Origin of the sequence: Hydrogenophaga sp., from assembly GCF_030373225.1 — a bacterium.
Classification (GTDB): Bacteria; Pseudomonadota; Gammaproteobacteria; order Burkholderiales; family Burkholderiaceae_C; genus Hydrogenophaga.
Genome location: NZ_JAUCZG010000034.1, coordinates 1 through 23,124, shown reverse-complemented (window position 1 = coordinate 23,124; position 23,124 = coordinate 1). Strand labels below are relative to the sequence as shown.

Annotated in this window: 20 protein-coding genes and 1 tRNA gene; 6 read left to right on the top strand and 15 right to left on the bottom strand. The window is 64.1% G+C overall.

The features are described 5' to 3' along the window. Window positions 1-36: 36 nt before the first annotated feature. From typA to QUV35_RS16085, 12 genes are all read right to left on the bottom strand, one after another. Window positions 37-1,863 carry a translational GTPase TypA gene (gene typA / locus QUV35_RS16140; protein WP_300876370.1) on the bottom strand — a complete coding sequence of 609 codons (1,827 nt, stop codon included), beginning with the start codon at window positions 1,861-1,863 and terminating at the stop codon, window positions 37-39. Further along, on the bottom strand, window positions 1,860-2,936 hold the full coding sequence (gene truB / locus QUV35_RS16135; RefSeq protein ID WP_300876368.1) for a tRNA pseudouridine(55) synthase TruB: 1,077 nt from the start codon (window positions 2,934-2,936) through the stop codon (window positions 1,860-1,862). The genes typA and truB overlap by 4 nt, the downstream gene beginning before the upstream one ends. 2 nt (window positions 2,937-2,938) lie before the next feature. Continuing rightward, the gene (rbfA, locus tag QUV35_RS16130; RefSeq protein WP_159606121.1) at window positions 2,939-3,310 is read right to left on the bottom strand and encodes a 30S ribosome-binding factor RbfA; all 372 of its coding nucleotides are present in this window, start codon (window positions 3,308-3,310) and stop codon (window positions 2,939-2,941) included. Window positions 3,311-3,322: 12 nt separating this feature from the next. After that, on the bottom strand, window positions 3,323-6,205 hold the full coding sequence (gene infB / locus QUV35_RS16125) for a translation initiation factor IF-2 (RefSeq protein WP_300876357.1): 2,883 nt from the start codon (window positions 6,203-6,205) through the stop codon (window positions 3,323-3,325). A 31-nt stretch (window positions 6,206-6,236) separates the two neighbouring features. After that, window positions 6,237-7,736 (bottom strand): transcription termination factor NusA, encoded by a 1,500-nt coding sequence (gene nusA / locus QUV35_RS16120; RefSeq protein WP_300876354.1) that lies wholly within the window; start codon window positions 7,734-7,736, stop codon window positions 6,237-6,239. A gap of 51 nt (window positions 7,737-7,787) precedes the next feature. Beyond that, entirely contained in the window at window positions 7,788-8,387 is a 600-nt protein-coding gene (gene rimP / locus QUV35_RS16115; protein ID WP_300876351.1) for a ribosome maturation factor RimP, read from the bottom strand. Window positions 8,388-8,589: 202 nt separating this feature from the next. Then, window positions 8,590-8,811 (bottom strand): DUF2788 domain-containing protein, encoded by a 222-nt coding sequence (locus QUV35_RS16110; RefSeq protein ID WP_300876348.1) that lies wholly within the window; start codon window positions 8,809-8,811, stop codon window positions 8,590-8,592. A gap of 3 nt (window positions 8,812-8,814) precedes the next feature. After that, on the bottom strand, window positions 8,815-9,567 hold the full coding sequence (locus QUV35_RS16105; RefSeq protein WP_300876345.1) for a DUF2189 domain-containing protein: 753 nt from the start codon (window positions 9,565-9,567) through the stop codon (window positions 8,815-8,817). 62 nt (window positions 9,568-9,629) lie between these two features. Next, window positions 9,630-11,240: a dipeptide ABC transporter ATP-binding protein gene (locus QUV35_RS16100; RefSeq protein WP_300876342.1), complete on the bottom strand. Its 1,611-nt coding sequence runs from the start codon at window positions 11,238-11,240 to the stop codon at window positions 9,630-9,632. After that, window positions 11,237-12,271, bottom strand: coding sequence for an ABC transporter permease (locus tag QUV35_RS16095; RefSeq protein WP_300876339.1), 1,035 nt, complete (start codon window positions 12,269-12,271; stop codon window positions 11,237-11,239). The genes QUV35_RS16100 and QUV35_RS16095 overlap by 4 nt, the downstream gene beginning before the upstream one ends. After that, complete coding sequence (locus QUV35_RS16090; protein ID WP_300876335.1) at window positions 12,271-13,296, bottom strand: microcin C ABC transporter permease YejB; 1,026 nt, start codon at window positions 13,294-13,296, stop codon at window positions 12,271-12,273. Before QUV35_RS16090 ends, QUV35_RS16095 begins: the two co-directional genes overlap by 1 nt. Before the next feature lie 58 nt (window positions 13,297-13,354). Further along, window positions 13,355-15,202, bottom strand: coding sequence for an extracellular solute-binding protein (locus QUV35_RS16085; protein WP_300876332.1), 1,848 nt, complete (start codon window positions 15,200-15,202; stop codon window positions 13,355-13,357). 38 nt (window positions 15,203-15,240) lie between these two features. On the opposite strand from QUV35_RS16085, the gene fabI reads away from it, so the two are divergent. Both fabI and QUV35_RS16075 read left to right on the top strand, forming a co-directional pair. Then, the gene (gene fabI, locus QUV35_RS16080; protein ID WP_300876329.1) at window positions 15,241-16,038 is read left to right on the top strand and encodes an enoyl-ACP reductase FabI; all 798 of its coding nucleotides are present in this window, start codon (window positions 15,241-15,243) and stop codon (window positions 16,036-16,038) included. Between the two features lie 24 nt (window positions 16,039-16,062). Next, window positions 16,063-16,914 (top strand): DNA ligase, encoded by an 852-nt coding sequence (locus QUV35_RS16075; protein WP_300876327.1) that lies wholly within the window; start codon window positions 16,063-16,065, stop codon window positions 16,912-16,914. Here the strand turns inward: QUV35_RS16075 and QUV35_RS16070 are convergent, their stop codons facing one another. Next, window positions 16,915-19,197 (bottom strand): arginine/lysine/ornithine decarboxylase, encoded by a 2,283-nt coding sequence (locus tag QUV35_RS16070; protein ID WP_300876324.1) that lies wholly within the window; start codon window positions 19,195-19,197, stop codon window positions 16,915-16,917. Window positions 19,198-19,424: 227 nt separating this feature from the next. Here QUV35_RS16070 and QUV35_RS16065 point away from each other — a divergent pair, with 227 nt between their 5' ends. The 4 genes from QUV35_RS16065 (at window position 19,425) to QUV35_RS16050 (ending at window position 21,374) form a co-directional block, all read left to right on the top strand. Continuing rightward, complete coding sequence (locus tag QUV35_RS16065; protein ID WP_300876321.1) at window positions 19,425-19,850, top strand: NfeD family protein; 426 nt, start codon at window positions 19,425-19,427, stop codon at window positions 19,848-19,850. A gap of 65 nt (window positions 19,851-19,915) precedes the next feature. After that, window positions 19,916-20,830 (top strand): stomatin-like protein, encoded by a 915-nt coding sequence (locus QUV35_RS16060; RefSeq protein WP_300876318.1) that lies wholly within the window; start codon window positions 19,916-19,918, stop codon window positions 20,828-20,830. A 25-nt stretch (window positions 20,831-20,855) separates the two neighbouring features. Further along, complete coding sequence (locus QUV35_RS16055) at window positions 20,856-21,248, top strand: DUF2237 domain-containing protein (protein WP_300876316.1); 393 nt, start codon at window positions 20,856-20,858, stop codon at window positions 21,246-21,248. Window positions 21,249-21,284: 36 nt separating this feature from the next. Continuing rightward, window positions 21,285-21,374: transfer RNA gene (locus QUV35_RS16050), tRNA-Ser, on the top strand. 428 nt (window positions 21,375-21,802) lie between these two features. On the opposite strand, the gene QUV35_RS16045 is transcribed toward QUV35_RS16050, so the two are convergent. Together QUV35_RS16045 and QUV35_RS16040 are read right to left on the bottom strand one after the other, a co-directional pair. Beyond that, a complete protein-coding gene (locus tag QUV35_RS16045) occupies window positions 21,803-22,519 on the bottom strand; it encodes an RES family NAD+ phosphorylase (protein ID WP_300876314.1) in 717 nt (238 codons plus the stop codon). A gap of 12 nt (window positions 22,520-22,531) precedes the next feature. Next, the gene (locus QUV35_RS16040; RefSeq protein ID WP_300876311.1) at window positions 22,532-22,927 is read right to left on the bottom strand and encodes an MbcA/ParS/Xre antitoxin family protein; all 396 of its coding nucleotides are present in this window, start codon (window positions 22,925-22,927) and stop codon (window positions 22,532-22,534) included. Window positions 22,928-23,124 lie beyond the last annotated feature (197 nt).

Genomic DNA, 23,124 nt, shown 5'->3' with positions numbered 1-23,124 from the left:
AGCCTGGCGGAGGACCAGCTCGGGGCGATCGGGAATTCAGGCGCTCTTGGACGCGCGCTTGCGGTCGCTTTCCTTCAGGAAGCGCTTGCGCAGACGCACGCTCTTGGGCGTGATTTCCACCAGCTCGTCGTCCTCGATGAATTCGACGCCGTATTCGAGGTTGAGGTCGACCGGTGGCGTGATCTTGATCGCGTCTTCCTTGCCGCTGACGCGGAAGTTGGTCAGCTGCTTGGTGCGCGTGGCGTTGACGATCAGGTCGTTGTCGCGGTTGTGGATGCCGACGATCATGCCTTCGTACACCGGGTCGCCGGCACGCACGAACATGCGGCCGCGATCGTCGAGCTTGCCCAGGGCGTAGGTGAAGATCTCACCGTCGTCCATGGAGATCAGCACGCCGTTCTTGCGGCTGGCGATGTCGCCCTTGTGCGGCTCGTAGCCGTCGAAGATGTTGGCGATCAGGCCGGAGCCGCGGGTGAGGTTCAGGAATTCGTTGGTGAAGCCGATCAGACCACGCGCGGGAATGCGGTACTCCAGACGCACACGACCACGGCCATCGGGTTCCATGTTGGCCAGTTCGCCCTTGCGCTCGCCGAGCGCCTGCATCACACCGCCCTGGTGCTGCTCCTCGATGTCCACCGTCACCATTTCAATGGGTTCGTGGCGCACGCCGTCGATCTCGCGGAACACCACACGTGGCTTGGAGACGGCGAGTTCGTAGCCTTCGCGGCGCATGTTTTCCAGCAGGATGGTCAGGTGCAGTTCACCGCGGCCCATCACTTCAAAAATGCCGTCCTCGTCGGTTTCCTTCACGCGCAGGGCCACGTTGTGCTGCAGCTCCTTCTGAAGGCGGTCCCAGATCTGGCGGCTGGTGACGAACTTGCCTTCGCGCCCGGCCAGCGGGCTGGTGTTCACGCAGAAGTTCATGGTCAGCGTGGGCTCGTCGATCTTGAGCATGGGCAGCGGCGCGGGGTTCAGCGGGTCGGTCACGGTCACGCCGATGCCGATGTCGGGAATGCCGTTGATGAGCACGATGTCGCCCGGGCCGGCTTCGGTGACCTGCACACGGTCCAGGCCCTGGAACTTGAGCACCTGGTTGACACGGCCCTTGACGACCTTGCCGTCCGCGCCTTCCATCACCACCACGTCCATGTTGGGCTTGATGGTGCCCTGGCTGATGCGGCCAACGCCGATGCGGCCGACGAAAGTGGAGAAGTCGAGCGCGGAGATCTGCAGCTGCAGCGAAGCGGCCGGGTCGCCGTCCTGCGGCTTGACGTGCTTGAGCACGGTGTTGAACAGGGCCGACATGTCGGGGCCCCACTGCTCGCCGGGCGCACCTTCGACCAGCGAGGTCCAGCCGTTGATGCCCGAGGCGTAGACCACGGGAAAGTCGAGCTGCTCGTCGTTGGCGCCGAGCTTGTCGAACAGGTCGAACGCGGCGTTGATCACGGCGTCCGGACGCGCGCCCGGTTTGTCCACCTTGTTCACGACCACGATGGGCTTGAGGCCCAGGGCCAGCGCCTTTTTGGTCACGAAGCGCGTCTGCGGCATCGGGCCTTCCTGCGCGTCGATCAGCAGCACCACACCGTCCACCATGGACAGGGCGCGCTCGACCTCACCACCGAAGTCCGCGTGGCCGGGGGTGTCGACGATGTTGATGTGCGTGCCTTCCCAGCTCACGGCGCAGTTCTTGGCCAGGATGGTGATGCCCCGCTCGCGCTCGATGGCGTTGTTGTCCATCACCGTGTCCACGATCTTTTCGTGTTCGGCGAAGGTGCCCGACTGGCGAAGCAGCTGGTCCACCATGGTGGTTTTGCCATGGTCGACGTGGGCGATGATGGCGATGTTGCGGATTTGTTTGCTCATGATGCGAGTTCCGGTGAGGTTTCCAGGATTTGCTGTATTTCGATGGGGCTCAGCAGCCGCCCCGGGATCAGTTCACCCGACAGGGTGTGCGCGCTGCCCAGCAGCACGGCTTGTGAAGGCAGGGTCTCTTCGTCCGCAGAGGGCGCCGGTCCGAACACGGCCACCCGCTCGATGTCGGCCCAGTCGCCCCGGCGGCGCACGCCGCTGAGGAAACGTCCGGCATCGTCGGCGTCGAGCGTGACGCGCTGGTGTCCGACCAGCAGGGTCTGCACCGGCAGCAGCAGCGACACGCGCTCGCTTTCATCCAGCGCTTCGAGGGCGTCGAGCGTGATGCATTGCGAAGCATCGAACGGCCCGGTTTCGATGCGGCGCAGCATGCTCAGGTGACCACCGCAGCCCAGGGCTTCGGCAATGTCTTCACCCAGGGTGCGGATGTAGGTGCCCTTGCTGCAACGCACGCGCAGGCGCAAGAACGGCGCCTCGCCCTGCAGCTGCATGTCGAGCAGGTCGAGGTCGTGGATCACCACATGGCGCGCTTCGCGCTCCACGGTCTCGCCCTGGCGGGCGTATTCGTACAGCGGCTTGCCGTCTTTCTTCAGCGCGCTGTGCATCGGCGGCACCTGCGTGACGGGGCCCATGAAGCCATCCAGCACTTCGACCACCTGCCCCGGCGTGCAAGCCACGTCACGGGTCTGGATCACATCACCTTCGGCGTCGGCCGTGCTGGTCTTCACGCCGAGGCGCACCACCGTTTCGTAGGTCTTGTCGGCATCCAGATGGATCTGGCTGAACTTGGTGGCGGCGCCAAAACACAGCGGCAACACCCCGGTGGCCAGCGGGTCGAGCGTGCCGGTGTGGCCGGCCTTCTCGGCGCGCAGCAGCCACTTGGCTTTCTGCAAGGCCTGGTTGCTGGAGAGACCCAGCGGTTTGTCCAGCAACAGCACCCCGTGCACAGGGCGCCGTTGCACCCTTGTGCGTGGCGCGTGCGTCTTGCCCCCACGCTCGCCCGTTGCGCGTGCATCGCCACCCCCCAAGGGGGCGTTCGCTCCCTGGGGCGGCCCTGCGGTGCTCATGTTTACTCTTCCTTTGACCGAGAAGACACTGCCTTGGAAATCAAGGCGTTCATGTCGGCCGCACGCTCGGTGGTGCGGTCAAACACGAAATGCAGCGTGGGCACGGTGTGGATGTGCAGCCGCTTGAACAAGCCGCTGCGCAGGAAACCCGCCGCGGCGTTGAGGCCTTCGAGCGTTTCGGCCGGGTCACCGGTGAGCAGGCTGAAGAACACCTTGGCGTGCGCATAGTCGGGCGTGACCTCGACCGCGTTGATCGTGACCATGCCCACCCGGCGGTCTTTCAACTCGCGCGCGATCAGCTCGGCCAGATCGCGCTGGATCTGGTCGGCCACGCGGAAACCGCGGTTGGGGGTGGAGGAGGCTTTGCGAACCATGCAGATCACCGCTTACAGCGTGCGGGCCACTTCCTTGACCTCGAAGAATTCGAGCTGGTCGCCTTCCTTGATGTCGTTGTAGTTCTTCAGCTTGATACCGCACTCGAAGCCTTCCTTGACTTCGCGCACGTCGTCCTTGAGGCGCTTGAGGGTGTCGATCTCGCCGGTGTAGATGACCACGTTGTCGCGCAGCAGGCGGAAATGCGCGCTGCGGGTGACCTGGCCAGCCGTGACCATGCAGCCGGCAATGGTGCCGATCTTGGTGGCCACGAACACGGTGCGGATCTCGGCAGAGCCGATGACCTCTTCGCGCTTCTCGGGCGCCAGCATGCCCGACATCGCCGCGCGCAACTCATCGACCGCGTCGTAGATGATGTTGTAGTAGCGCAGATCGACGTCGTTGCCTTCGGCCAGCTTGCGTGCACCCACGTCGGCGCGCACGTTGAAGCCGATGATGACCGCCTTGGAGGCGATCGCCAGGTTGACGTCGGACTCGCTGATGCCGCCCACACCGGCAAACACCAGCTGCACCTTGATCTCGTCGGTCGAGAGCTTGAGCAGCGACTGGGCCAGCGCTTCCTGCGAGCCCTGCACGTCGGACTTGACGATGATGGGCAGCAGCTTGACTTCACCAGCCGACATGTCGGAGAACATGTTCTCCAGCTTGGCGGCCTGCTGGCGCGCCAGCTTGGTATTGCGGAACTTGCCGGCACGGTAGGTGGCGATCTCGCGCGCACGGCGCTCGTCGGTCATCACCATGAAGTCGTCGCCGGCCTGGGGCACTTCCGACAGACCCTGGATTTCCACCGGGATCGAAGGGCCGGCCGATTTGATGCTTTTGCCGTTTTCGTCCAGCATGGCGCGCACACGACCCGAGGTCTGGCCCACCAGCACGACGTCACCGGTCTTGAGCGTGCCACTCTGAACCAGCACCGTGGCCACTGCGCCGCGGCCCTTGTCGAGACGGGCCTCGATCACCAGGCCCTTGGCCATGGCTTCCACCGGGGCCTTGAGTTCCAGCACCTCGGCTTGCAGCAGCACCTGCTCCAGCAAGGCGTCGATACCCACGCCGGTCTTGGCCGACACACCCACGAACGGCACGTCACCGCCGAACTCTTCGGGCACGACTTCTTCGGCCACGAGTTCGGAGCGAACCTTCTCGAGGTTGATGCCCGGTTTGTCGATCTTGGTCAGCGCGACCACGATGGGCACCCCGGCCGCCTTGGCGTGCTTGATGGCTTCCTTCGTCTGCGGCATGACACCATCGTCGGCCGCGCAGACCAGGATCACGATGTCGGTGGCCTGGGCGCCGCGGGCACGCATGGCGGTGAACGCCTCGTGACCCGGGGTGTCGAGGAACGAGATCATGCCGCGCTCGGTTTCGACGTGGTAGGCGCCGATGTGCTGCGTGATGCCGCCCGCTTCGCCCGCAGCCACCTTGGCGCGGCGGATGTAGTCAAGCAGCGAGGTCTTGCCGTGGTCCACGTGGCCCATGACGGTGACCACCGGTGCGCGTGGCAGCAACTCGTGTTCCTGTTGCGCGGTTTCATCGTCGGCGAAGGCTTCCGGATCGTCGAGCGCGGCCACCACGGCCTTGTGACCCAGTTCTTCCACCACGATCATGGCGGTGTCCTGGTCCAGCGGCTGGTTGATCGTGACCATCTGGCCCAGCTTCATCAGCTGCTTGATCACCTCGGAAGACTTCAGGCTCATCTTGTGCGCCAGCTCGGCCACCGTGATGGTCTCCGGCACGTGCACTTCAATGACCTTGAGTTCGGTCGGCGCCACGAAATTGCTCTGGCCGGTGTCGCGGGAGTCGCGCGAGTCGCGTCGACCGCGCGGGCCGCCGCGCCAGTTGGTCGAGCGCCCGGCACTGGTGTCGCCACGCGTCTTGATTTCTTTTTTCTTGGCCGCGTCGTCCTTCCAGGTCGAGGACAGGTTCTCGGACTTGACCTCTTTCTTGCCGGCCGCGCCGGCCGTGGCTGCGCCTGCAGCGGTGGTGGCGGGCTTGCCGGGCGTGCCGGCGGGCTTGTGCAATGTGCCCTTGATGCCGGCCTTGGGGTCGACCGGCGGTGGCTCGGGCTTCTTGGCCACGAGCGTCTTGGCCGGGGCCGACATCATGGCGCGGATGTTGGCCGCTTCGGCCTCGGCCTTGCGACGGCGCTCCACCAGATCCTGCGCGCGCAGGTCGTCGGCGCGCTTGCTCTCGGCATTGCGGTCGGCGATGACACGGGCAGCGGAGTCGCGCTCCAGGTTGGCCGTCTTGGTCTTGGCCTCTTTCGCGGTGCGGGCCGCGATTGCCTCGGAGATGCCTTCGGGCGAGGCCGCTTCGGCCGCCGCACGTGCGGCGGTTTCGGCCGCTTCAGCCGCTTCGGCCGCAGCGGCGCTGGCCCGCTCCTGCTCGACAGCGGCTTGCGCCTGACGGGCTTCTTCGGCTTCGCGCGCCTGGCGCTTTTCGTTGAACTCTTCTTCCTGGCGACGCAGCAGCTCGGCCTGGCGGCGGGCATCTTCCTCGCGGCGGGCCAACTCTTCGGTGTCGATCACCGGCGCGGCCACCACCGGCTCTTCAACCGCCTCGGGCACGGCAACCTCGTCATCGCGCTTGATGAAGGTGCGCTTCTTGCGCACTTCCACCTGGATCGTGCGGGCACGACCGGTGGAGTCGGCCTGCTTGATCTCGGAGGTCGATTTCTTCACCAGGGTGATCTTCTTGCGTTCACCGCCGGCCGTGCCGTGGCTGGCCTTGAGGTGGCCCAGCAGCGATTGCTTGTCGGATTCGGTGACTGGATCGGCCCCGGATGACTTGGGCACGCCGGCCGCGGAGAGTTGCTCCAGCAGGACGGTGGTGGGCTTGTTCAGCTCGGCAGCCAGTTCGGCGACGGTGGTACTTGTCATAGGTCTCTATTCTCCGATGGGCCTCCGCTGGTCAGGTCGTGGATTGCGCTTCGTCACCGGTGAACCAGTGAGCGCGTGCCAGCATGATCAGCGCGGTGGCCTCTTCAGGCGTCTGTGCGGTGATGTCGGTGAGCTCGTCGGTGGCCAGATCGGCCAGCTCGTCGCGGGTGTGGATGCCGGCGTCGGCCAGCTTGGCAATCAACTCGGGGGTCACGCCTTCGAGGTCACGCAGGTTCTGCGAAACTTCTTCGACGCTCTCTTCGCGAGCGATTTCCATCGTCAGCAGGGCATCCTTGGCGCGGGTGCGCAGCTCATTGACCGTGTCTTCGTCGAACGACTCGATCTCCAGCATTTCCTGCAGCGGCACGTAGGCCACTTCTTCGAGGCTGGTGAAGCCTTCTTCGATCAGGATGTCGGCGATCTCCTGGTCCACGTCCAGCTTGGCCATGAACACCTTGCGGATGCCGTCGGCCTCTTCGGCCTGCTTCTGGGCCGACTCGTCGGCCGTCATGATGTTGATGCGCCAGCCGGTCAGCTCGGACGCCAGGCGCACGTTCTGGCCGCCGCGGCCGATGGCGATCGCCAGGTTCTCTTCGTCCACCACCACGTCCATGGCGTGACGCTCTTCGTCCACCACGATCGAGACCACGTTGGCCGGGGCCAGCGCGCCGATGACGAACTGCGCAGGGTCTTCGGACCACAGCACGATGTCGACGCGTTCGCCAGCCAGCTCGTTGGTCACGCCGTTGACGCGCGAACCGCGCACACCCACGCAGGTGCCGATCGGGTCGATGCGGCGGTCGTTGGTGTGCACCGCGATCTTGGCTCGCGAACCCGGGTCACGGGCGCAGGTCTTGATCTCCAGCAGGCCTTGTTCGATCTCGGGCACTTCCTGGCGGAAGAGCTCGATCATGAAGGCCGGTGCCGAGCGCGACAGCAGGATGGGTGCGCCGCGCAGGGTCAGGTCCACGTCCATGATCATGGCGCGAACGCGGTCACCGGTGCGGAAGTTTTCCTTCGGAATCATCTCGCCGCGCTTGAGGCGGCCTTCGACGCGGCCGCTCTCGATGATCAGGTCACCCTTGTCCATGCGCTTGACGGTGCCCACGAAGATCTTGTCGCCGCGCGACATGAAGTCGTTGAGCAGCATCTCGCGCTCGGCGTCGCGGATCTTCTGCAGGATCACCTGCTTGGCGGCCATGGCGCCGATGCGCCCGATCGGAACGCTCTCCACCGGCTTCTCGATGAAGTCACCCTCTTCGATGTCGGCGAGCTCGTCGCGGGCATCGGTGAGCAGCTCTTCGGCATCGGGGTTCTGCAGGCCGGCTTCATCGGGCACGACCAGCCAGCGACGGAAGGTTTCGTAGGCACCGGTGTCCGGGTCCATGGCCACGCGGATGTCCACGTCGCCCTTGTAGAGTTTTTTGGTGGCCGAGGCCAGCGCCAGTTCAACAGCGCCCAACACGACGTCGCGCTCGACGTTCTTTTCGCGCGAGATCGCATCGATCAGCATCAACATTTCGCGGTTCATTTCACTCGCCCACCTTTCCGAATTGCTTGTCCTGGGTCACTTTGATTTCTCTCACTCGTCACTGTCTGAAGCCAATGCTCCGGGAGCCTGTCGGCCCTTGAAATTCACGATCGGCGCCAGACGCGCCTGCTGGATGTCGTCCAGCGAAAAGGTCATGGCCTGCATCGGCACGGCAGCGCGCTTCTTGCTCACCCGCGCGCCCGGCTTGGGTTCGGGCGCATCGCTCCACACCACCTGCCACTGCACACCATCGTCCGCACGCTCCAGCGTGCCCCTGAATTTCTTCCGGTTCGCCGCCACATCGGTTCCGGTGGCGCCGATCGGCGCCTTCAAGGTGAGGTCGATCACGTGACCTTCAAACCTCACATAGTCGATCTCGCGCTTCAGCGGCCGGTCGATGCCCGGCGAACCCACCTCGAGGCGCCGGTACTCCAGGCCTTCCACTTCCAGCAGGTATTGCAGCTGACGCGTGATCTTTTCGCAATCTTCGACCGTGACAAAACGCTCGGGCGCCGCCGGCTCACCTTCAACCGGTGCCTGCCATGGCAAGTCGATCGTGATGCGCAGCAAGCCGCTGCCCGAGCGCTCCAGCTCCACCAGGTCAAAACCCAGTCCGGTGACGGTCTGCTCTACGATCTCTTGCCAAGCCATGCTGATGCTGTTTACCCGATGCGTGCCCGATGCGTGCCCGATGCGTGCCATGCGTTGAACCCTGTGGATTACCCCAGGGTCAAAAGCGTTCGGCCAAAAAAAATGGGCCGGTAGTTACCCGCCCATTTGGTCGTGAAGCTCGCATTGTAACGCCTGCGACGAGCGATTGGCAACCGAATCGCCGATCAGTCGTGAACGCCGTTCAAATTCCAAGCACCCACTGAATCAGGTTCTTGGCCAGAAACCCCAGCATGCCGAATGACAGCACCAGAAACAGCACGAAGGTGCCGAACTTCCCGGCCTTGGATTCGCGCGCCAGATTGAACACGATGAAGAGCATGTAGAGGATGAAGGCCCCGACCCCGAAGGTCAGTCCGAACTGGGCGATCTGGCCCTCGGTGTAGCCGAAAACGGTGTTGCCCATGGCTCAGCGCCCCATCCGATGGGCGGTCAGGTCGCGGTAGGCGTGCCAGCTTGCATGGGCCAGCAGGGGAATCAGCACGACCAGCCCGAGCAAGGCGGTCACCATGCCCACGACGACCAGCAGGGCGATCACCACCGCCCACAACGCCGTGGGTCCGGGGTGGTTGGCCACGGCACGCCAGCTCTCGGCCACCGCTGCCATCACCGAGACCGGCCTGTCCACCAGCATGGGCAGGGCCACCACCGTAGACGCGAACACGGGTGCTGCCAGCAAGGCGCCCAGCAGCAACCAGGCTTCAAAGAGGCCAATCTGGCGCACCAGCACCACGTGCCGCAGAAAGTCCATCGGCTTGAGGATGGGCACCGGTGACCCCCAGGTGATCAGCCCGGCCGAGGTGAGCACCCAGCCGGTGCCGGCCAGACCCAGCAACAGGCCGAACCTGATCAGTCGGCCGTCGCCCGAGCGCCAGAGTTGCACCACCTCGCCGAGCCCGGCGCGTTGCTGGCGGCTCACCTGGTACAGGCCGGTCGCCAGGATGGGGGCGACGATCAGAAAGCCCGAAAAGGCGCCCGCGAGCAACCAGAACTGGTCCCGCGCGGCCCACAACAGCAGCCAGCCGAAGGCGGTCAGCAAGACACCGTGAGCCAGCCCGGGCAAGGGGTTGCGCCGCAGGTCGGCCCAGCCCAGTGCGAGCCAGCGCCAGGGCGACTGCAGGGTGACGGGTTGGGTGGGGGTAGAAGCTGGCAAAAGATCCATGCGCAGGTTATACGCCCCACGCCCCGCCGCGGCCCTGACTCAGGTCAAAGCGGAGCCAGGTGTCAGGCCGCGGCCTGCACCAGGGTGCGGGTGTAGGGGTGCTCGGGCGCGCGCAGCACCTGCTCGACGGTGCCGCTTTCCACAACCGCACCGTCCTTCATCACGATCACCTGATGCGCCATCGCCTGGATCACGTCCACATCGTGTGTGATCAGCAGATAGCTCAGGCCGCGTTCGCGCTGCAGGCGCTGCAGCAGGGCCAGCACCTGCTTTTGCACCGTCACGTCCAGGGCGCTCGTGGGCTCGTCGAGCACCAGCAACCGGGGGTCGATGATCAGCGCGCGGGCGATCGCCAGGCGCTGGCGCTGCCCGCCCGAGAATTCGTGCGGATAGCGTTGCAGCCAGTCGCCGCCCCGCGTTGGATCGTCCACCAGGCCGACATCGGCCAGCGCCAGCACCACCCGTTCGCGGCGCTGCGACAACGTGAGTCCGGGCTGGTGCACCAGCAGGCCTTCGCCCACGATCTGCTCGATGGTCATGCGCGGCGACAGCGAGGAAAACGGGTCCTGAAACACCACCTGCGCCCGCTGGCGCAGCGCCCGGCCCTGGCCGCTCCTGATGGCCTGTGCCCAATCGGCGCCGGTGACCTGCAGGCTGCCCTGGTGGGGCAACAGGCCGAGCGCGGCCAGGGCCAGCGTCGACTTGCCCGAACCCGACTCCCCGATCACGCCCAGGGTCTGGCCGGGCGCCAGTGTCAGGTCGGCGCCCTGCACCGCGACAAATTCGCCTTTCTTGAACCAGCCACGCAGCCCGGGCAGCGGCACCGGGTAGCTCACGCGCAGGCCGCGGGCCTGCAACACCGGCGTGGCATCGGCGGCCGGTGGCTCGGCGGGCGCCACGTCGCGTTCGGGTTTGCTCGCCAGCAGCATCTGCGTATACGGATGCCGGGGTGCGGCGAACACGTCGGCCACGGCGCCCTGCTCCACCAGGTGGCCCTGCTCCATCACGGCCACACGGTCGGCAAACCGTCGCACCAGGTTGAGGTCGTGGGTGATCAGCAGCACGGCCATGCCGTGCTGGCGCTGCAGGTCGGCCAGCAGGTCGAGGATCTGGCCGCGCAGGCTCACATCCAGCGCGGTGGTGGGTTCATCGGCCAGCAGCAGCCTGGGCGCACTGGCCAGGGCCATGGCGATCATGGCGCGCTGCCGCTGGCCGCCGCTGAGCTGGTGGGGAAACGCATCGGCACGGCGCGCCGGCTCGGGGATGCCGGTGGAAGCCAGCAACTCCACGGTGGCGGCCAGGGCCTGCCGCGGCGTGAAGCCCTTCTTGAGTTGAAGCACCTCACCGATCTGGTCGCCCACGGTGTAGAGCGGATTGAGCGCCGTCATGGGCTCCTGAAAGATGATCGCCACCTCGTCGCCACGCACACCTCTCAACTGGTGCTCGGTCAGGGACAGCAGATCGCGTCCGTTCAGCAGCGCCGAGCCGCTCACCTCGGCGTTGTGCACCAGGCGCAGCAACGACAGGGCAGACACCGTCTTGCCCGAGCCCGACTCTCCGACCAGCGCCAGTTTCTCGCCGGCCTGGATGGAAAAATCGATGCCGTGCACAACCTCCTGACCACCAAAGGACACGCGCAGGTCTTTCACCTCGAGCAGCGTGGGGGCTGTCATTTGTCCACCTTCCGTGGGTCCAGGGCATCGCGCAGCGCATCACCCATGAAGGTCAGCAGCAGCAGCGTGCCCACAAGCACCGCGAAGGTGGAGAGCGATATCCACCAGGCATCGATGCTGTTCTTGCCCTGGCTCAGCAACTCGCCCAGCGATGGCGTGCCGGGCGGCACACCCAAGCCGAGAAAGTCGAGCGAGGTGAGCGCCAGGATGGCCGCGCTCATGCGAAACGGCAGGAAGGTCACGACCGGCGTGAGGCTGTTGGGCAGCACGTGGCGCCAGATGATCTGCCAGTTCGACAGGCCCAGCGCGCGCGCGGCGCGCACGTAGTCGAGCTGGCGGTTGCGCAGGAATTCGGCGCGCACATAGTCGGACAGCCCCATCCAGCCGAACAGGCTCAGCAACACCAGCAACAGCGCCAGACTGGGCGCGAACACCGCCGAGAAAATGATGAGCAGGTAGAGCTCGGGCATGGAGCCCCAGACTTCGATGAAGCGCTGGAAAGCCAGATCGGTCTTGCCACCAAAGAAGCCCTGAATCGCGCCCGTGACGATGCCCAGCACCACACCGATGGCGGTGAGCGCCAGCGCGAACAGCACACTCACCCGAAAACCGTAGATCAGTTGCGCCAGCAGGTCGCGCCCGCGATCGTCGGTGCCGAGCCAGTTGGCGGCCGTGGGCCCGGCCGGGTTGGGCGACTCCGCAAAGTAATTGATGGTGTTGGCGCCATAGGGGTTGGGCGCGAACAGCGCCCAGTTGTCACCCTTGAAGATCTGCTCCTGAATGAAGGGGTCGAGGTAGTCGGTGGGGGTGTCGAAGTCGCCGCCGAAGACCGTTTCCGCGTGGTCTTTCAGTACCGGAAAATAGGTTTGGCCCTCGTAACGAACGATCAGCGGCCTGTCGTTGGAAATCAGCTCGGCAAACAGGCTGAGCACCACCAGCACGCAAAAGACGACCAAGCTCCAGTAGCCGAGCTTGTTGCGCTTGAAGCGCTGCCAGGCGCGCCGCCCCGGGCTCACGGAAGCGGTGGCCATCAGTCGAACTTCACGCGGGGGTCGACCCACACGTAGCACAGGTCGGAGATCAGCTTGGTGACCAGGCCGATCAGGGTGAACAGAAACAGCGTTCCCATGACAACCGGATAGTCGCGCCGGATCACGCTCTCGTAGCTCAGCAGGCCCAGGCCGTCGAGCGAAAACAGCGTCTCGATCAGCAGCGCGCCGGTGAAGAACGCGCCGATGAAGGCGGCCGGAAATCCGGTGACGATGGGAATGAGTGCGTTGCGGAACACGTGCTTCCACAGCACCTGCCGCTCGCTCAGGCCCTTGGCGCGCGCGGTCATCACGTACTGCTTGCGGATCTCTTCCAGAAACGCGTTTTTGGTGAGCATCGCGGTCACGGCGAAACTGCCGAGCACCATGGCTGTGACAGGCAGCGTGATGTGCCAGAGGTAGTCGACGATGCGCGCGCCCCAACCGAGTTCTTCCCAGTTCGACGACGTGAGCCCGCGCAAGGGAAACCACTGCAACTGCCCGCCAAAGATCACCAGCAGGGCCACACCCAGCACGAACCCCGGAATGGCGTAGCCGATGAGCACCAGCAGCGTGGTCACCAGATCAAAACGCGAACCGGCTCGCACCGCTTTGGCCACGCCCAGTGGCACGGCCACGCCGTAGCTGATGAGAAAGGTCCAGAGGCCCAGGGTGACGGAGACTGGAAGCTTTTCGATGATGAGATCGCCCACCGGTTTGTTCTGGAAAAAGCTGGTGCCCAGATCGAAACGCGCAAAGCGACCCAACATGTCGATGAAGCGCTCGTGCGCCGGTTTGTCGAACCCATACAGCGCCTTGATCTGCTCGATGCGTTGCGGATCGACGCCCTGTGCTCCGCGGTACACCGAACCTCCTTCGGCTGCTCCACCCTCGGCACTGCGCGCTTCGGCCAGGTACTGCTCCACCGGGCCGCCGGGCACAAACTGCACCACCACGAAGGTGATGAGCAGCACCCCGAAAAGCGTCGGGATCATGAGCAAAAGGCGTTTGAGGATGTACACCCACATGGTCACTGCGCCTTCACGAACGGTCGATCAAACCAACACGGCCAAAGCACGGAGGTGCTCATTGTTTCGCCCACCAGGTATCGATGGCCCACGCTTCACCGGTGGCATAGGGAGGCATGTCCGATGGCCGCTCCAACCGCCATGCGTTGTAGGCCATGCGGTGCGTGGTGGCCGACCACTGCGGGATCAGCACATGGCTGTGGGTGATGACGCGATCCAGTGCGCGGCACGCCGCCAGAAAGTCGGTCCGTGTGCTGGCGCTGGTCATGCGGGTGATCAACGTGTCGACCGCTTGGCTGGCAATGCCGGTGAAGTTGCCCGAATCGGGCGTTTTGGCCGCCTCGGAGCCGAACAGATCGGCGTACTCCGAGCCAGGGTTGTGTGTTCCGCCGAAGGCCAGCGTCAACACGTCAAAGTCGAAGGTGCGCAGGCGCTGCTGGTAAAGCGCAAAGTCCACCGGACGAAAGCGCAGCGTGATGCCCAGCTTCTCGAGGTTGCGGATCCATGGCGCCACCACCCTTGCGCCGACCTCGTTGCTGTCGAGGTACTCCAACTCCAGCGGCTGGCCCTGGGCGTCCCTGAGCACGCCGTTCTGCACCGACCAACCCGCCTCGCGCAGCAAGGCTTGGGCCTGTCGCAGGTTCTGGCGCAAGGAGTTCTCACCATCCGTGCGTGGAGGGACAACGGCCGGGCCCAGCGCGGCCGGCGGCAACTGGGCGCGCAGGGGCTCCATCAACGCCAGCTCCTGTGCGCCGGGCATGCCGCTGGCCGAACAGTCGGTGTTGCCAAAGAGGCCCTGCACACGCTGGTACGCGTTGTAGAACATTTGCCGGTTCATCCACTCGTAGTCCATGGCCAGGCCCAAGGCCTGGCGCACGCGGATGTCGTCCAGTGGTGGACGCCGGGTGTTGAGCACGTAGCTCTGGAAGCCGGTCGGCAGTCGGTGCGTGAATTCGCCCTTGACGAGCTCGCCGGTGTCGAACTTGCGCCCGGTCACACGGCGCGCCCAATCACCGGCCGAGAAGAAGCGCATGAGGTCGAACTCGCCCGCTTTCAGCGCCTCCAGCCGCGCGGTGTTGTCGCGGTAGATCTTGACCGTGATGCGGTCGAAGTTGGCGGTGCCGCGGCGCACCGGCAGGTCGCGTCCCCAATACGCCGGGTCGCGCACATAGGTGATGTCCTTGCCGAAACTGACCGGGCCGATTCTGTAGGGTCCACTGCCAATGGGGATGTCGGTGACCACCTTGTCGAAGGTCTTGCGTTGCCCGGTGGCCGGGTCGGCCTCATCGCCCCAGGCCCGGCTGAACACCGGCAGACCGCCCACGGTGAGCGGCAGTTCGCGGTTGGGTACCTTGAAACGGTAGCGCACGGTGCGCTCGTCAAGAACATCGAGGCCGGCCACGTCGGCCAGGATGGTCTTGTAGACCGGCGATGTGTGCGGGCCCATCAGGGTGTCGAATGTGTGCTTGACGTCTGCTGCCAGCACCGGGTCACCGTTGTGAAAGCGCGCGGTGGTGCGCAACCGGAACGTGACCGACAGGCCATCGGGCGCGGCCTGAACGTCTTCGGCCAGCAGGCCGTAGCCGGCACCGGTTTCGTCAAGCGAGCCCGCCAGCAGCGAGTCGAACATCAGGTTGGAGAGGTAGGCCGGGCCGTTGCCTCGCAGGGTGAAGGGGTTGTACTTGTCGAACGTGCTGGCCCGCTGGTTGCTCACCAGACGCAACTCGCCGCTCTTGGGTGCCTGCGGATTGACGTAGGCGAAATGCGTGAAGCCGTCGGGGTACTTCAGCTCGCCCCACAGCGCGTAACCGTGGGCCGCCCAGCCCGACGAACTCCAGAGCACCAGCAACGCGGCCAGAGACAGCGAAGCGAGTCGGTGGCCTGGTCGGGTGGGCAAAAAGTGCATGCGACAATTCTGAAGGATTTTTCATTGGAGACAGAAACATGGGTTTTCTTACCGGCAAGAAACTGCTGATCACGGGCGTGCTGTCCAACCGGTCCATCGCCTACGGCATCGCCAGGGCCTGCCACCAGCAAGGCGCCGAGCTGGCCTTCAGCTATGTCGGCGAACGCTTCAAGGAGCGCATCACCGAGTTCGCCGCCGACTTCGACTCCAAACTCATCTTCGACTGCGATGTCGGTGACGACGCGCAGATCGAGAAACTGTTTGCCGACCTGGCCCGGGTGTGGCCCACCTTCGACGGCTTTGTGCACAGCATCGGCTTCGCGCCGCGCGAGGCCATCGCCGGGGATTTTCTGGATGGCCTGACCCGCGAGAACTTCCGAATCGCCCACGACATCAGCGCCTACAGCTTCCCCGCCATGGCCAAGGCCGCGCTGCCGATGCTCAACCCGAAGTCGGCCCTGCTCACCCTCACCTACCTCGGTGCGCTGCGCGCGGTGCCCAACTACAACACCATGGGTCTGGCCAAGGCCAGCCTGGAGGCGTCAGTGCGTTACCTGGCCGAGTCGCTCGGCCCCAGGGGCATGCGGGTCAACGGCATCAGCGCCGGTCCGATCAAGACCCTTGCCGCCAGCGGCATCAAGGACTTCGGCAAGTTGCTGGGCATGGTCGCCAGTGCGTCGCCGATCCGTCGCAACGTGACGATCGAGGACGTCGGCAACGTGGCCGCGTTCCTGCTGAGCGACCTGGCCGGCGGCGTGACCGCCGAGATCACCTACGTGGACGGTGGCTACAGCCACACCACGGGCGTGAGCCGCGACAGCGACGCGCTGGGCTGAAAACGGCCTGCTCCAAACTCCTTCATGAAGCGGCGGGATTTTCTTGGCTTGCTGAGCCTGGTGGCGGCTGGCGTGTCCGGTCCTTCGTGGGCTGGAGATGTGCCCAGCCTGATGCTCGCCAACGTCTATCGGCCCGGCGTGCCGCTGGGCGACTACTGGCTGAGCGAAAAGTACGACGGCTTGCGCGGCTTCTGGGATGGACGCCGACTGCTGACCCGTGGAGGCGACGTGATCGCCGCACCTGCATGGTTCACCGCCGGCTGGCCCGCTGAGCCCATGGATGGCGAGCTGTGGATCGGCCGCGGCCGCTTCGAAGAAACACTCTCTGCCGTGCGCCGCCAGACCCCCGACGACAACGCGTGGCGCAAGGTGCGCTTCATGGTGTTCGACCTGCCAGCCCAACCGGGGCGTTTCACCGAGCGCATCCAGGCCTACCAGACGCTGGTCCTGCAGCTCGATCGACCATGGGTGCAGGCGGTGGCGCAGGAGCGCGTGAGCAGCCATGCCGAGCTCATGGCGCGGCTCGACCACACGGTGAAGAACGGCGGCGAAGGGCTCATGCTGCACCGGGGCGATTCGCTCTACCGCGCCAAACGCACCGGCGACCTGCTGAAGGTGAAGACGCACGAAGACGCCGAAGCGCGCGTGCTGCAGCACCTGCCCGGGCAGGGCCGGCACACCGGCCGCATGGGCGCCTTGCTCGTGGAAACGCCCGATGGTGTGCGCTTCCGCCTGGGCAACGGCTTCACCGATGCCCAGCGTGATCATCCGCCCGCGTTGGGCGAGTGGGTCACGTACCGCTTTCGCGGCGTCAACGAAAGCGGTGTGCCGCGCTTTGCCAGTTTCCTGCGGGTGCGACCTGACGCATTGCGCTGATCAGGCCTTCACGCAGTCGGCGAAATAACGCTTCCTGCCGTCGTCGCCCACCATCTCGACGAGGCCGTGGATGTCGGTCTCGAAGCCCGGGCATTGGGCGTTGAACTCGCGAGCAAACTTGAGGTAGTCGACGATCTTCTTGTTGAACACCTCGCCGGGGATCAGCAGAGGAATGCCGGGCGGGTACGGCGTCACCAGGCTGGTGGTGATGCGGCCTTCGAGTTCGTCGATCGGCACCCGCTCGGTGGTTCGCTGCGCGATGTGCGCGAAGGCGTCGGTGGGCTTCATCGCGGGTGTCAGGTCGCTCAGGTACATCTCGGTGGTGAGGCGGGCGATGTCGTAGCGGGCGTAGAGCTCGTGCACGTGCTGGCACAGGTCGCGCAGGCCCATCTGCTCGTAGCGCGGGTGCTTCTGGCAGAACTCCGGCAGGATGCGCCACATCGGCTGGTTCTTGGCGTAGTCGTCCTTGAACTGCTGCAGCGCAGTGAGCAAGGTGTTCCAGCGGCCCTTGGTGATGCCGATGGTGAACATGATGAAAAAGCTGTAGAGGCCCGTCTTCTCGACCACCACGCCGTGCTCGGCGAGGAACTTGGTGACGATGGATGCCGGTATGCCTTCGGGCTCGAAGCGGCCGTCCAGATTCAGGCCCGGCGTGACGATGGTCGCCTTGATCGGGTCGAGCATGTTGAAGCCCGGCGCCATGTCGCCAAAGCCGTGCCATTCCTTGGCCGTGGCCTGTGAGCCGGCGGGGTCGGGGTTGAGCACCCAGTCGGTCGCCTCGCCCATGCCCTCCTCGGCCAGATCGTCCGGACCCCAGACCTTGAACCACCAGTCGTCGTCACCGAACTCGGCATCGATCTTGCGCATGGCGCGGCGGAAATCGAGTGCCTCGAAGATGCTCTCTTCCACCAGCGCGCGGCCACCGGGCGGCTCCATCATGGCCGCCGCCACGTCGCAGCTGGCGATGATCGCGTACTGCGGACTGGTGCTGGTGTGCATCAGGTAGGCCTCGTTGAAGAGGTGGCGGTCGAGCTTGACATGCTGGGAGTCCTGCACCAGCACGTGGCTGGCCTGGCTGATGCCCGCGAGCAGCTTGTGGATGGACTGCGTGGCGTACACCACCGACTCGAGCGGGCGCACGCGCTTCTTGCCCATGGCGTGGAAATTGCCATAGAAGGGGTGAAAGGCCGCGTGCGGCAGCCAGGCTTCGTCGAAATGCAGGTTGGCCACGTAGCCGTCGAGCATCTGCTTGATGGCTTCGGTGTTGTAGAGCACGCCGTCGTAGGTGGATTGCGTGAGCGTAAGCACCCGGGGTTTGACCGTGTCCGGGTCCACGCCGGCGAGCAGCGGGTTGGCGCGGATCTTGGCCTTGATGGCATCGATCTCGAACTCGCTCTGCGGAATCGGGCCGATGATGCCGTAGTGGTTGCGCGTGGGTTTCAGGAAGACGGGAATGGCACCCGTCATGATGATGCTGTGCAGGATGGACTTGTGGCAGTTGCGATCGACCACCACCACGTCGCCCGGCGCCACCGTGTGGTGCCAGACCATCTTGTTGCTGGTGCTGGTGCCGTTGGTCACGAAGAAACAGTGGTCGGCGTTGAAGATGCGCGCGGCGTTGCGTTCACTCGCACCAATGGCGCCGTTGTGGTCGAGCAGCTGGCCCAACTCTTCCACCGCGTTGCAGACGTCGGCCCGCAACATGTTTTCGCCGAAGAACTGGTGGAACATCTGCCCCACCGGGCTCTTCAGGAAGGCCACGCCACCCGAATGCCCCGGGCAATGCCAGGAGTAGGAACCGTCTTCGGCATAGTCGAGCAGCGCCTTGAAAAACGGCGGCTGGATGCCTTCGAGGTAACTTTTGGCTTCCCTGATGATGTGGCGGGCCACGAACTCCGGGGTGTCCTCGAACATGTGGATGAAGCCGTGCAGTTCGCGCAGGATGTCGTTGGGCAGGTGCCGGCTGGTTTTGGTCTCGCCGTAGATGTAGATCGGCACGTCCGAGTTCTTGCGTCTCACCTCGTTGATGAAGTTGCGCAGGTTCAGCACCACCGGGTCGAGATCGGCGCCATGGCTGAACTCTTCGTCGTCGATCGACAGGATGAAGGCACTGGCCCGGCTTTGCTGCTGCGCGAACTGGCTCATGTCGCCGTAACTGGTCACACCGACCACCTCGAACCCTTCGACTTCGATGGCCTGAGCCAGCGCGCGGATGCCCAGGCCCGAGGTGTTTTCAGAGCGGAAGTCCTCGTCGATGATGACGATGGGGAAGCGGAATTTCATGGGTTTCTCCAGCCGCGCAGGCGGCCATCGGGCAAAAGGAGGCTGTTGGTGAATGGGCCTTTGCGGCCAAGCAGGCGCGAAGTGTACGGACAACATGTGTCCCGGTCCGGGCGTTGCCGAGCATTTGCCGCAAAATGTGGCTTCGGTCAGACAAACGCCACCTTCGCTTTTCACACTTCGGGTGGCGCTCAGGCCGCACACATCACCTCAGAACATCGGGAGCATGCATGTCGGAATCAACATTGTGGTGGTTGTTGGCGGGGTCCACCGTCGCGCTGGAACTGTTCACAGGCACGTTTTACCTGCTGATGCTGGCTGTGGGCATGGCTGCAGGGGCGCTGGCCGCACACGCCGGTCTGGGCATGACAGGCCAGCTGAGTGTTGCCGCGCTCACCGGCTCTGCGGCCGTCGTGGCGTGGTACTTCGTCAAGAAGCGGCGCGCCAGCGACCCGTCCGTTCGTGCGATGCGCAGCGTCAACCTGGACGTGGGCGAGATCCTGCAGATCGATGAATGGAACGTCGACGGCACCGCCAGCGTCAAATACCGGGGTGCGCAATGGACCGTGATCCACCGTCCAGGCAACCCGCCCACACCCGGCGCCTACCGCGTGGCCGAGCTGGTGGGCAGCCGCCTGCTGGTCGACAAGGTCTGACGCCGAAGCCGCCCTGCCCCCGCGTCCCCCCCCCCGTTTTTGCAACTCTTAGAGAACCGCCCGCCATGGAAATTGCCATCCTTTTGATCATCGTCGCCGCCATCTTCATCACCCGCTCCGTCAAGGTGGTGCCGCAACAAAACGCCTGGGTGGTCGAGCGCCTGGGCAAATACCAGTCATCGCTCGCCCCGGGGCTGAACTTCCTCGTGCCCTTCATCGACAAGGTGGCCTACAAACACAGCCTGAAAGAAATCCCGCTCGATGTGCCGAGCCAGGTCTGCATCACGCGCGACAACACCCAGTTGCAGGTTGACGGCATCCTGTATTTCCAGGTCACCGACCCGATGCGCGCCAGCTACGGTTCGTCCAACTACATCGTCGCCGTGACCCAGCTCGCGCAGACCTCGCTGCGCTCGGTGATCGGCAAACTGGAGCTCGACAAGACGTTCGAAGAGCGCGACATCATCAACGCGCAGGTGGTGCATGCCATCGACGAAGCCGCGCTCAACTGGGGCGTGAAGGTGCTGCGCTACGAGATCAAGGACCTGACGCCACCGAAAGAAATTCTTCTGGCCATGCAGGCGCAAATCACGGCAGAACGTGAAAAACGCGCCTTGATCGCGGCGTCCGAGGGCCGTCGCCAGGAACAGATCAACATCGCCACCGGCGAGCGCGAGGCCTTCATCGCCCGCTCCGAAGGTGAAAAGCAGGCCGAAATCAACAACGCCCAGGGCGAAGCCTCGGCCATTCTGGCCGTGGCCGAAGCGACCGCAGAAGCCATCCGCAAAGTGGCTGAGGCGATTCGCCAGCCGGGTGGTCAGGAAGCCGTGCAACTCAAGGTGGCCGAGCGCGCTGTGGAGGCCTACAGCAAGGTAGCCGCCAATGCCACCACGACCCTGATCGTTCCGAGCAACATGACCGAAGTCTCCGCCCTCATCGCTTCGGCCATGAAGATGGTGGGCAGCACCAAGACCGTCTGATTCCCATTCCTCTGCAGAGACCACCATGACCCTGGCGCGCAACGTCCTCGGCACCGAACTGCTGCCCTGCTCCTACGACCCGCTCACCGGCTTCTACCGAGACGGCTGCTGCGAGACCGGCCCCGATGACCACGGAACCCACGTGGTGTGCGCGCGCGTCACCGCGCCGTTCCTCGACTTCTCGCGTGAGCGAGGGAACGACCTCAGCACGCCACGGCCTGAATGGCGGTTCGCCGGCCTCAAACCCGGCGACCGCTGGTGCCTGTGCGTGCAGCGCTGGCTCGAAGCCCTGCAGGCCGGCGTGGCCCCACCCCTGGTGCTCGAGGCCACCAACGCCGCCACGCTGCAACACGTTTCGCTGGAAGTGCTGCAACAACACGCCTGGCACAAAACCGCCGACGGCAGCCCGGCATCCTGAACCGCACCGGGACACTGCTACAATCGCGGGCTTCCCGGAGAGGTGGATGAGCGGTTTAAGTCGCACGCCTGGAAAGCGTGTGTGGGCTAATACCCACCGCGGGTTCGAATCCCGCCCTCTCCGCCAGTATTCCTTATAAATCAACAACTTACGTCAGTTTAAGATTTCTGACCCACAAAAAAACCCACATTAAATCGTGGGTAGGGTGGAGATAAAAGCGTATGTATTGGGAAGCACTGGCTTGCTAAGCACTGAGACATAGGTCTCTATAAAACTGCTTGGTTTCTTCCATGAAGACCGAGTCGTAGTTTTTCTCCCTTGAGCAGGGTGATTCTTCTCGGACTACGTCAGCTTCTCCTACAAGATGACAGTCGGAAGTATTTTTTTCCGGCACCTTGCGTCCGTGTTCGGACCAACATCACCTCCACTGCGATGCTCACGTTGGCGTTTCCGTGCTGACCAGAAATCCCAGGTCGCAAAATATTCGCGCACCCCTGGTCATACCTTCTGTTGCCACCCACAAACTCTTTGCGGCCCTCTGACGGCTCAGCAAGCTAAGAAAAGCGCGCTGTGGCCAATGTGATCCACGTGATCCCAGGCTGTTTTTCCACCACGATCTGCTCGCCCTCCAGCCGGTAGGTCAGCTGGCAGTTGTGCCGTGCATTGGATAGAACACCTGGATTGAAAATCGCCACGTTCTGGCCGGCTGGACGGCGCACCGACTGGGTCACAAGCCCAGGGTGGCCCTCCCGGTGAATCCTGGACCCCACCGACTGGCACAACCCGTAGTCCGATGGATGCAAGAGATACGGATGTTTGTGAGAAGCTTGCCGAAAATCCAGCAGCGCTGCATGGCAGGCCACCGAATACACCTTGCGCTCGGCGATAACCCCCATCTGCTCAAACCCAGCGTCGCACAGCAAGCCTCTGTGCCAGTGGTAAGCAGACTCATACACCGTCGTCTCGACCGATTCCGAGCCGTACCAGACGCCGTAGGTCCCATCAGAAAACCGGCTCGACTGCCGATGCTTGAACGGCCACATGATGGCGTTGAACCACTGTGCATCTTCAAACGGGCGATCAATGATTGGCGTCCTGGATCGGTATGGCGGTGGCTTGACTTCGTCCTCCACCTTTTGCGCCAACAGCCACTCGGCTGGATCTGGCGTCAGGTCATCGAACAGGTCTTGTGATTGACGCAACGACACGATATTGCGGGCCACATCCTGCTGAAAGTCTGCCAGGGTGAGTTGGGCGAACAGGGAATTCATTCCAGGTCTGACTCAGATGCCCCGGGCGCGGTCCAGGTAGCTGCGCACCATCAGCAGGCCCGCAAAACCCCACTCCCTCACCACCTCAACAGGGGTCAAATTGTCGAAAGCCTTGTTCCGGGTGGTCATCCAGCGATAGACCAGATCCCGGTTTTGTGGAAACAGCAGGCGCAGATTCTTGTGAATGCCAAGCAAGTGGCCAACGCGCTCGTACTGGTCACGGCTGGTGCCGATAGGCTTGCCACTGCGGTAGTTCGACAAAGCCGCCCGGTTGCTGCTAGCGATACCCAGTAAAGCTGCCTGGTCTTCGGTACTCAGCTTCCAGTGGTCGAACAACCCCATAACCATCTTGGCAAGGGCGCCACGGTCGTCTGCCGTGGTCACTTCACGCTCAGCAACTGCGCTCATGGTGGGCTCCTTGTGTTGGCTTGGTCAGGTTTCGAGTATCACACACTGTTGTTATAAATACAAATATTGTTTGCTTTAAAACAGATTAGAGGCATGGGTCGGTCCACCCAATAGCCCCCCTGAGACAGGGTAGCCAGCCTGCTCCCCCCCGTGCCAATATGACCTGCGTCACCTCCCCCTGATAAATCAGTGAGTAA

What these genes read in the sequence shown, in the direction of transcription:
- typA (WP_300876370.1), bottom strand. Translation starts at nt 1,863, where the DNA reads ATGAGCAAACAAATCCGCAACATCGCCATCATCGCCCACGTCGACCAT.
- truB (WP_300876368.1), bottom strand. Translation starts at nt 2,936, where the DNA reads ATGAGCACCGCAGGGCCGCCCCAGGGAGCGAACGCCCCCTTGGGGGGT.
- rbfA (WP_159606121.1), bottom strand. Translation starts at nt 3,310, where the DNA reads ATGGTTCGCAAAGCCTCCTCCACCCCCAACCGCGGTTTCCGCGTGGCC.
- infB (WP_300876357.1), bottom strand. Translation starts at nt 6,205, where the DNA reads ATGACAAGTACCACCGTCGCCGAACTGGCTGCCGAGCTGAACAAGCCC.
- nusA (WP_300876354.1), bottom strand. Translation starts at nt 7,736, where the DNA reads ATGAACCGCGAAATGTTGATGCTGATCGATGCGATCTCGCGCGAAAAG.
- rimP (WP_300876351.1), bottom strand. Translation starts at nt 8,387, where the DNA reads ATGGCTTGGCAAGAGATCGTAGAGCAGACCGTCACCGGACTGGGTTTT.
- QUV35_RS16110 (WP_300876348.1), bottom strand. Translation starts at nt 8,811, where the DNA reads ATGGGCAACACCGTTTTCGGCTACACCGAGGGCCAGATCGCCCAGTTC.
- QUV35_RS16105 (WP_300876345.1), bottom strand. Translation starts at nt 9,567, where the DNA reads ATGGATCTTTTGCCAGCTTCTACCCCCACCCAACCCGTCACCCTGCAG.
- QUV35_RS16100 (WP_300876342.1), bottom strand. Translation starts at nt 11,240, where the DNA reads ATGACAGCCCCCACGCTGCTCGAGGTGAAAGACCTGCGCGTGTCCTTT.
- QUV35_RS16095 (WP_300876339.1), bottom strand. Translation starts at nt 12,271, where the DNA reads ATGGCCACCGCTTCCGTGAGCCCGGGGCGGCGCGCCTGGCAGCGCTTC.
- QUV35_RS16090 (WP_300876335.1), bottom strand. Translation starts at nt 13,296, where the DNA reads ATGTGGGTGTACATCCTCAAACGCCTTTTGCTCATGATCCCGACGCTT.
- QUV35_RS16085 (WP_300876332.1), bottom strand. Translation starts at nt 15,202, where the DNA reads ATGCACTTTTTGCCCACCCGACCAGGCCACCGACTCGCTTCGCTGTCT.
- fabI (WP_300876329.1), top strand. Translation starts at nt 15,241, where the DNA reads ATGGGTTTTCTTACCGGCAAGAAACTGCTGATCACGGGCGTGCTGTCC.
- QUV35_RS16075 (WP_300876327.1), top strand. Translation starts at nt 16,063, where the DNA reads ATGAAGCGGCGGGATTTTCTTGGCTTGCTGAGCCTGGTGGCGGCTGGC.
- QUV35_RS16070 (WP_300876324.1), bottom strand. Translation starts at nt 19,197, where the DNA reads ATGAAATTCCGCTTCCCCATCGTCATCATCGACGAGGACTTCCGCTCT.
- QUV35_RS16065 (WP_300876321.1), top strand. Translation starts at nt 19,425, where the DNA reads ATGTCGGAATCAACATTGTGGTGGTTGTTGGCGGGGTCCACCGTCGCG.
- QUV35_RS16060 (WP_300876318.1), top strand. Translation starts at nt 19,916, where the DNA reads ATGGAAATTGCCATCCTTTTGATCATCGTCGCCGCCATCTTCATCACC.
- QUV35_RS16055 (WP_300876316.1), top strand. Translation starts at nt 20,856, where the DNA reads ATGACCCTGGCGCGCAACGTCCTCGGCACCGAACTGCTGCCCTGCTCC.
- QUV35_RS16045 (WP_300876314.1), bottom strand. Translation starts at nt 22,519, where the DNA reads ATGAATTCCCTGTTCGCCCAACTCACCCTGGCAGACTTTCAGCAGGAT.
- QUV35_RS16040 (WP_300876311.1), bottom strand. Translation starts at nt 22,927, where the DNA reads ATGAGCGCAGTTGCTGAGCGTGAAGTGACCACGGCAGACGACCGTGGC.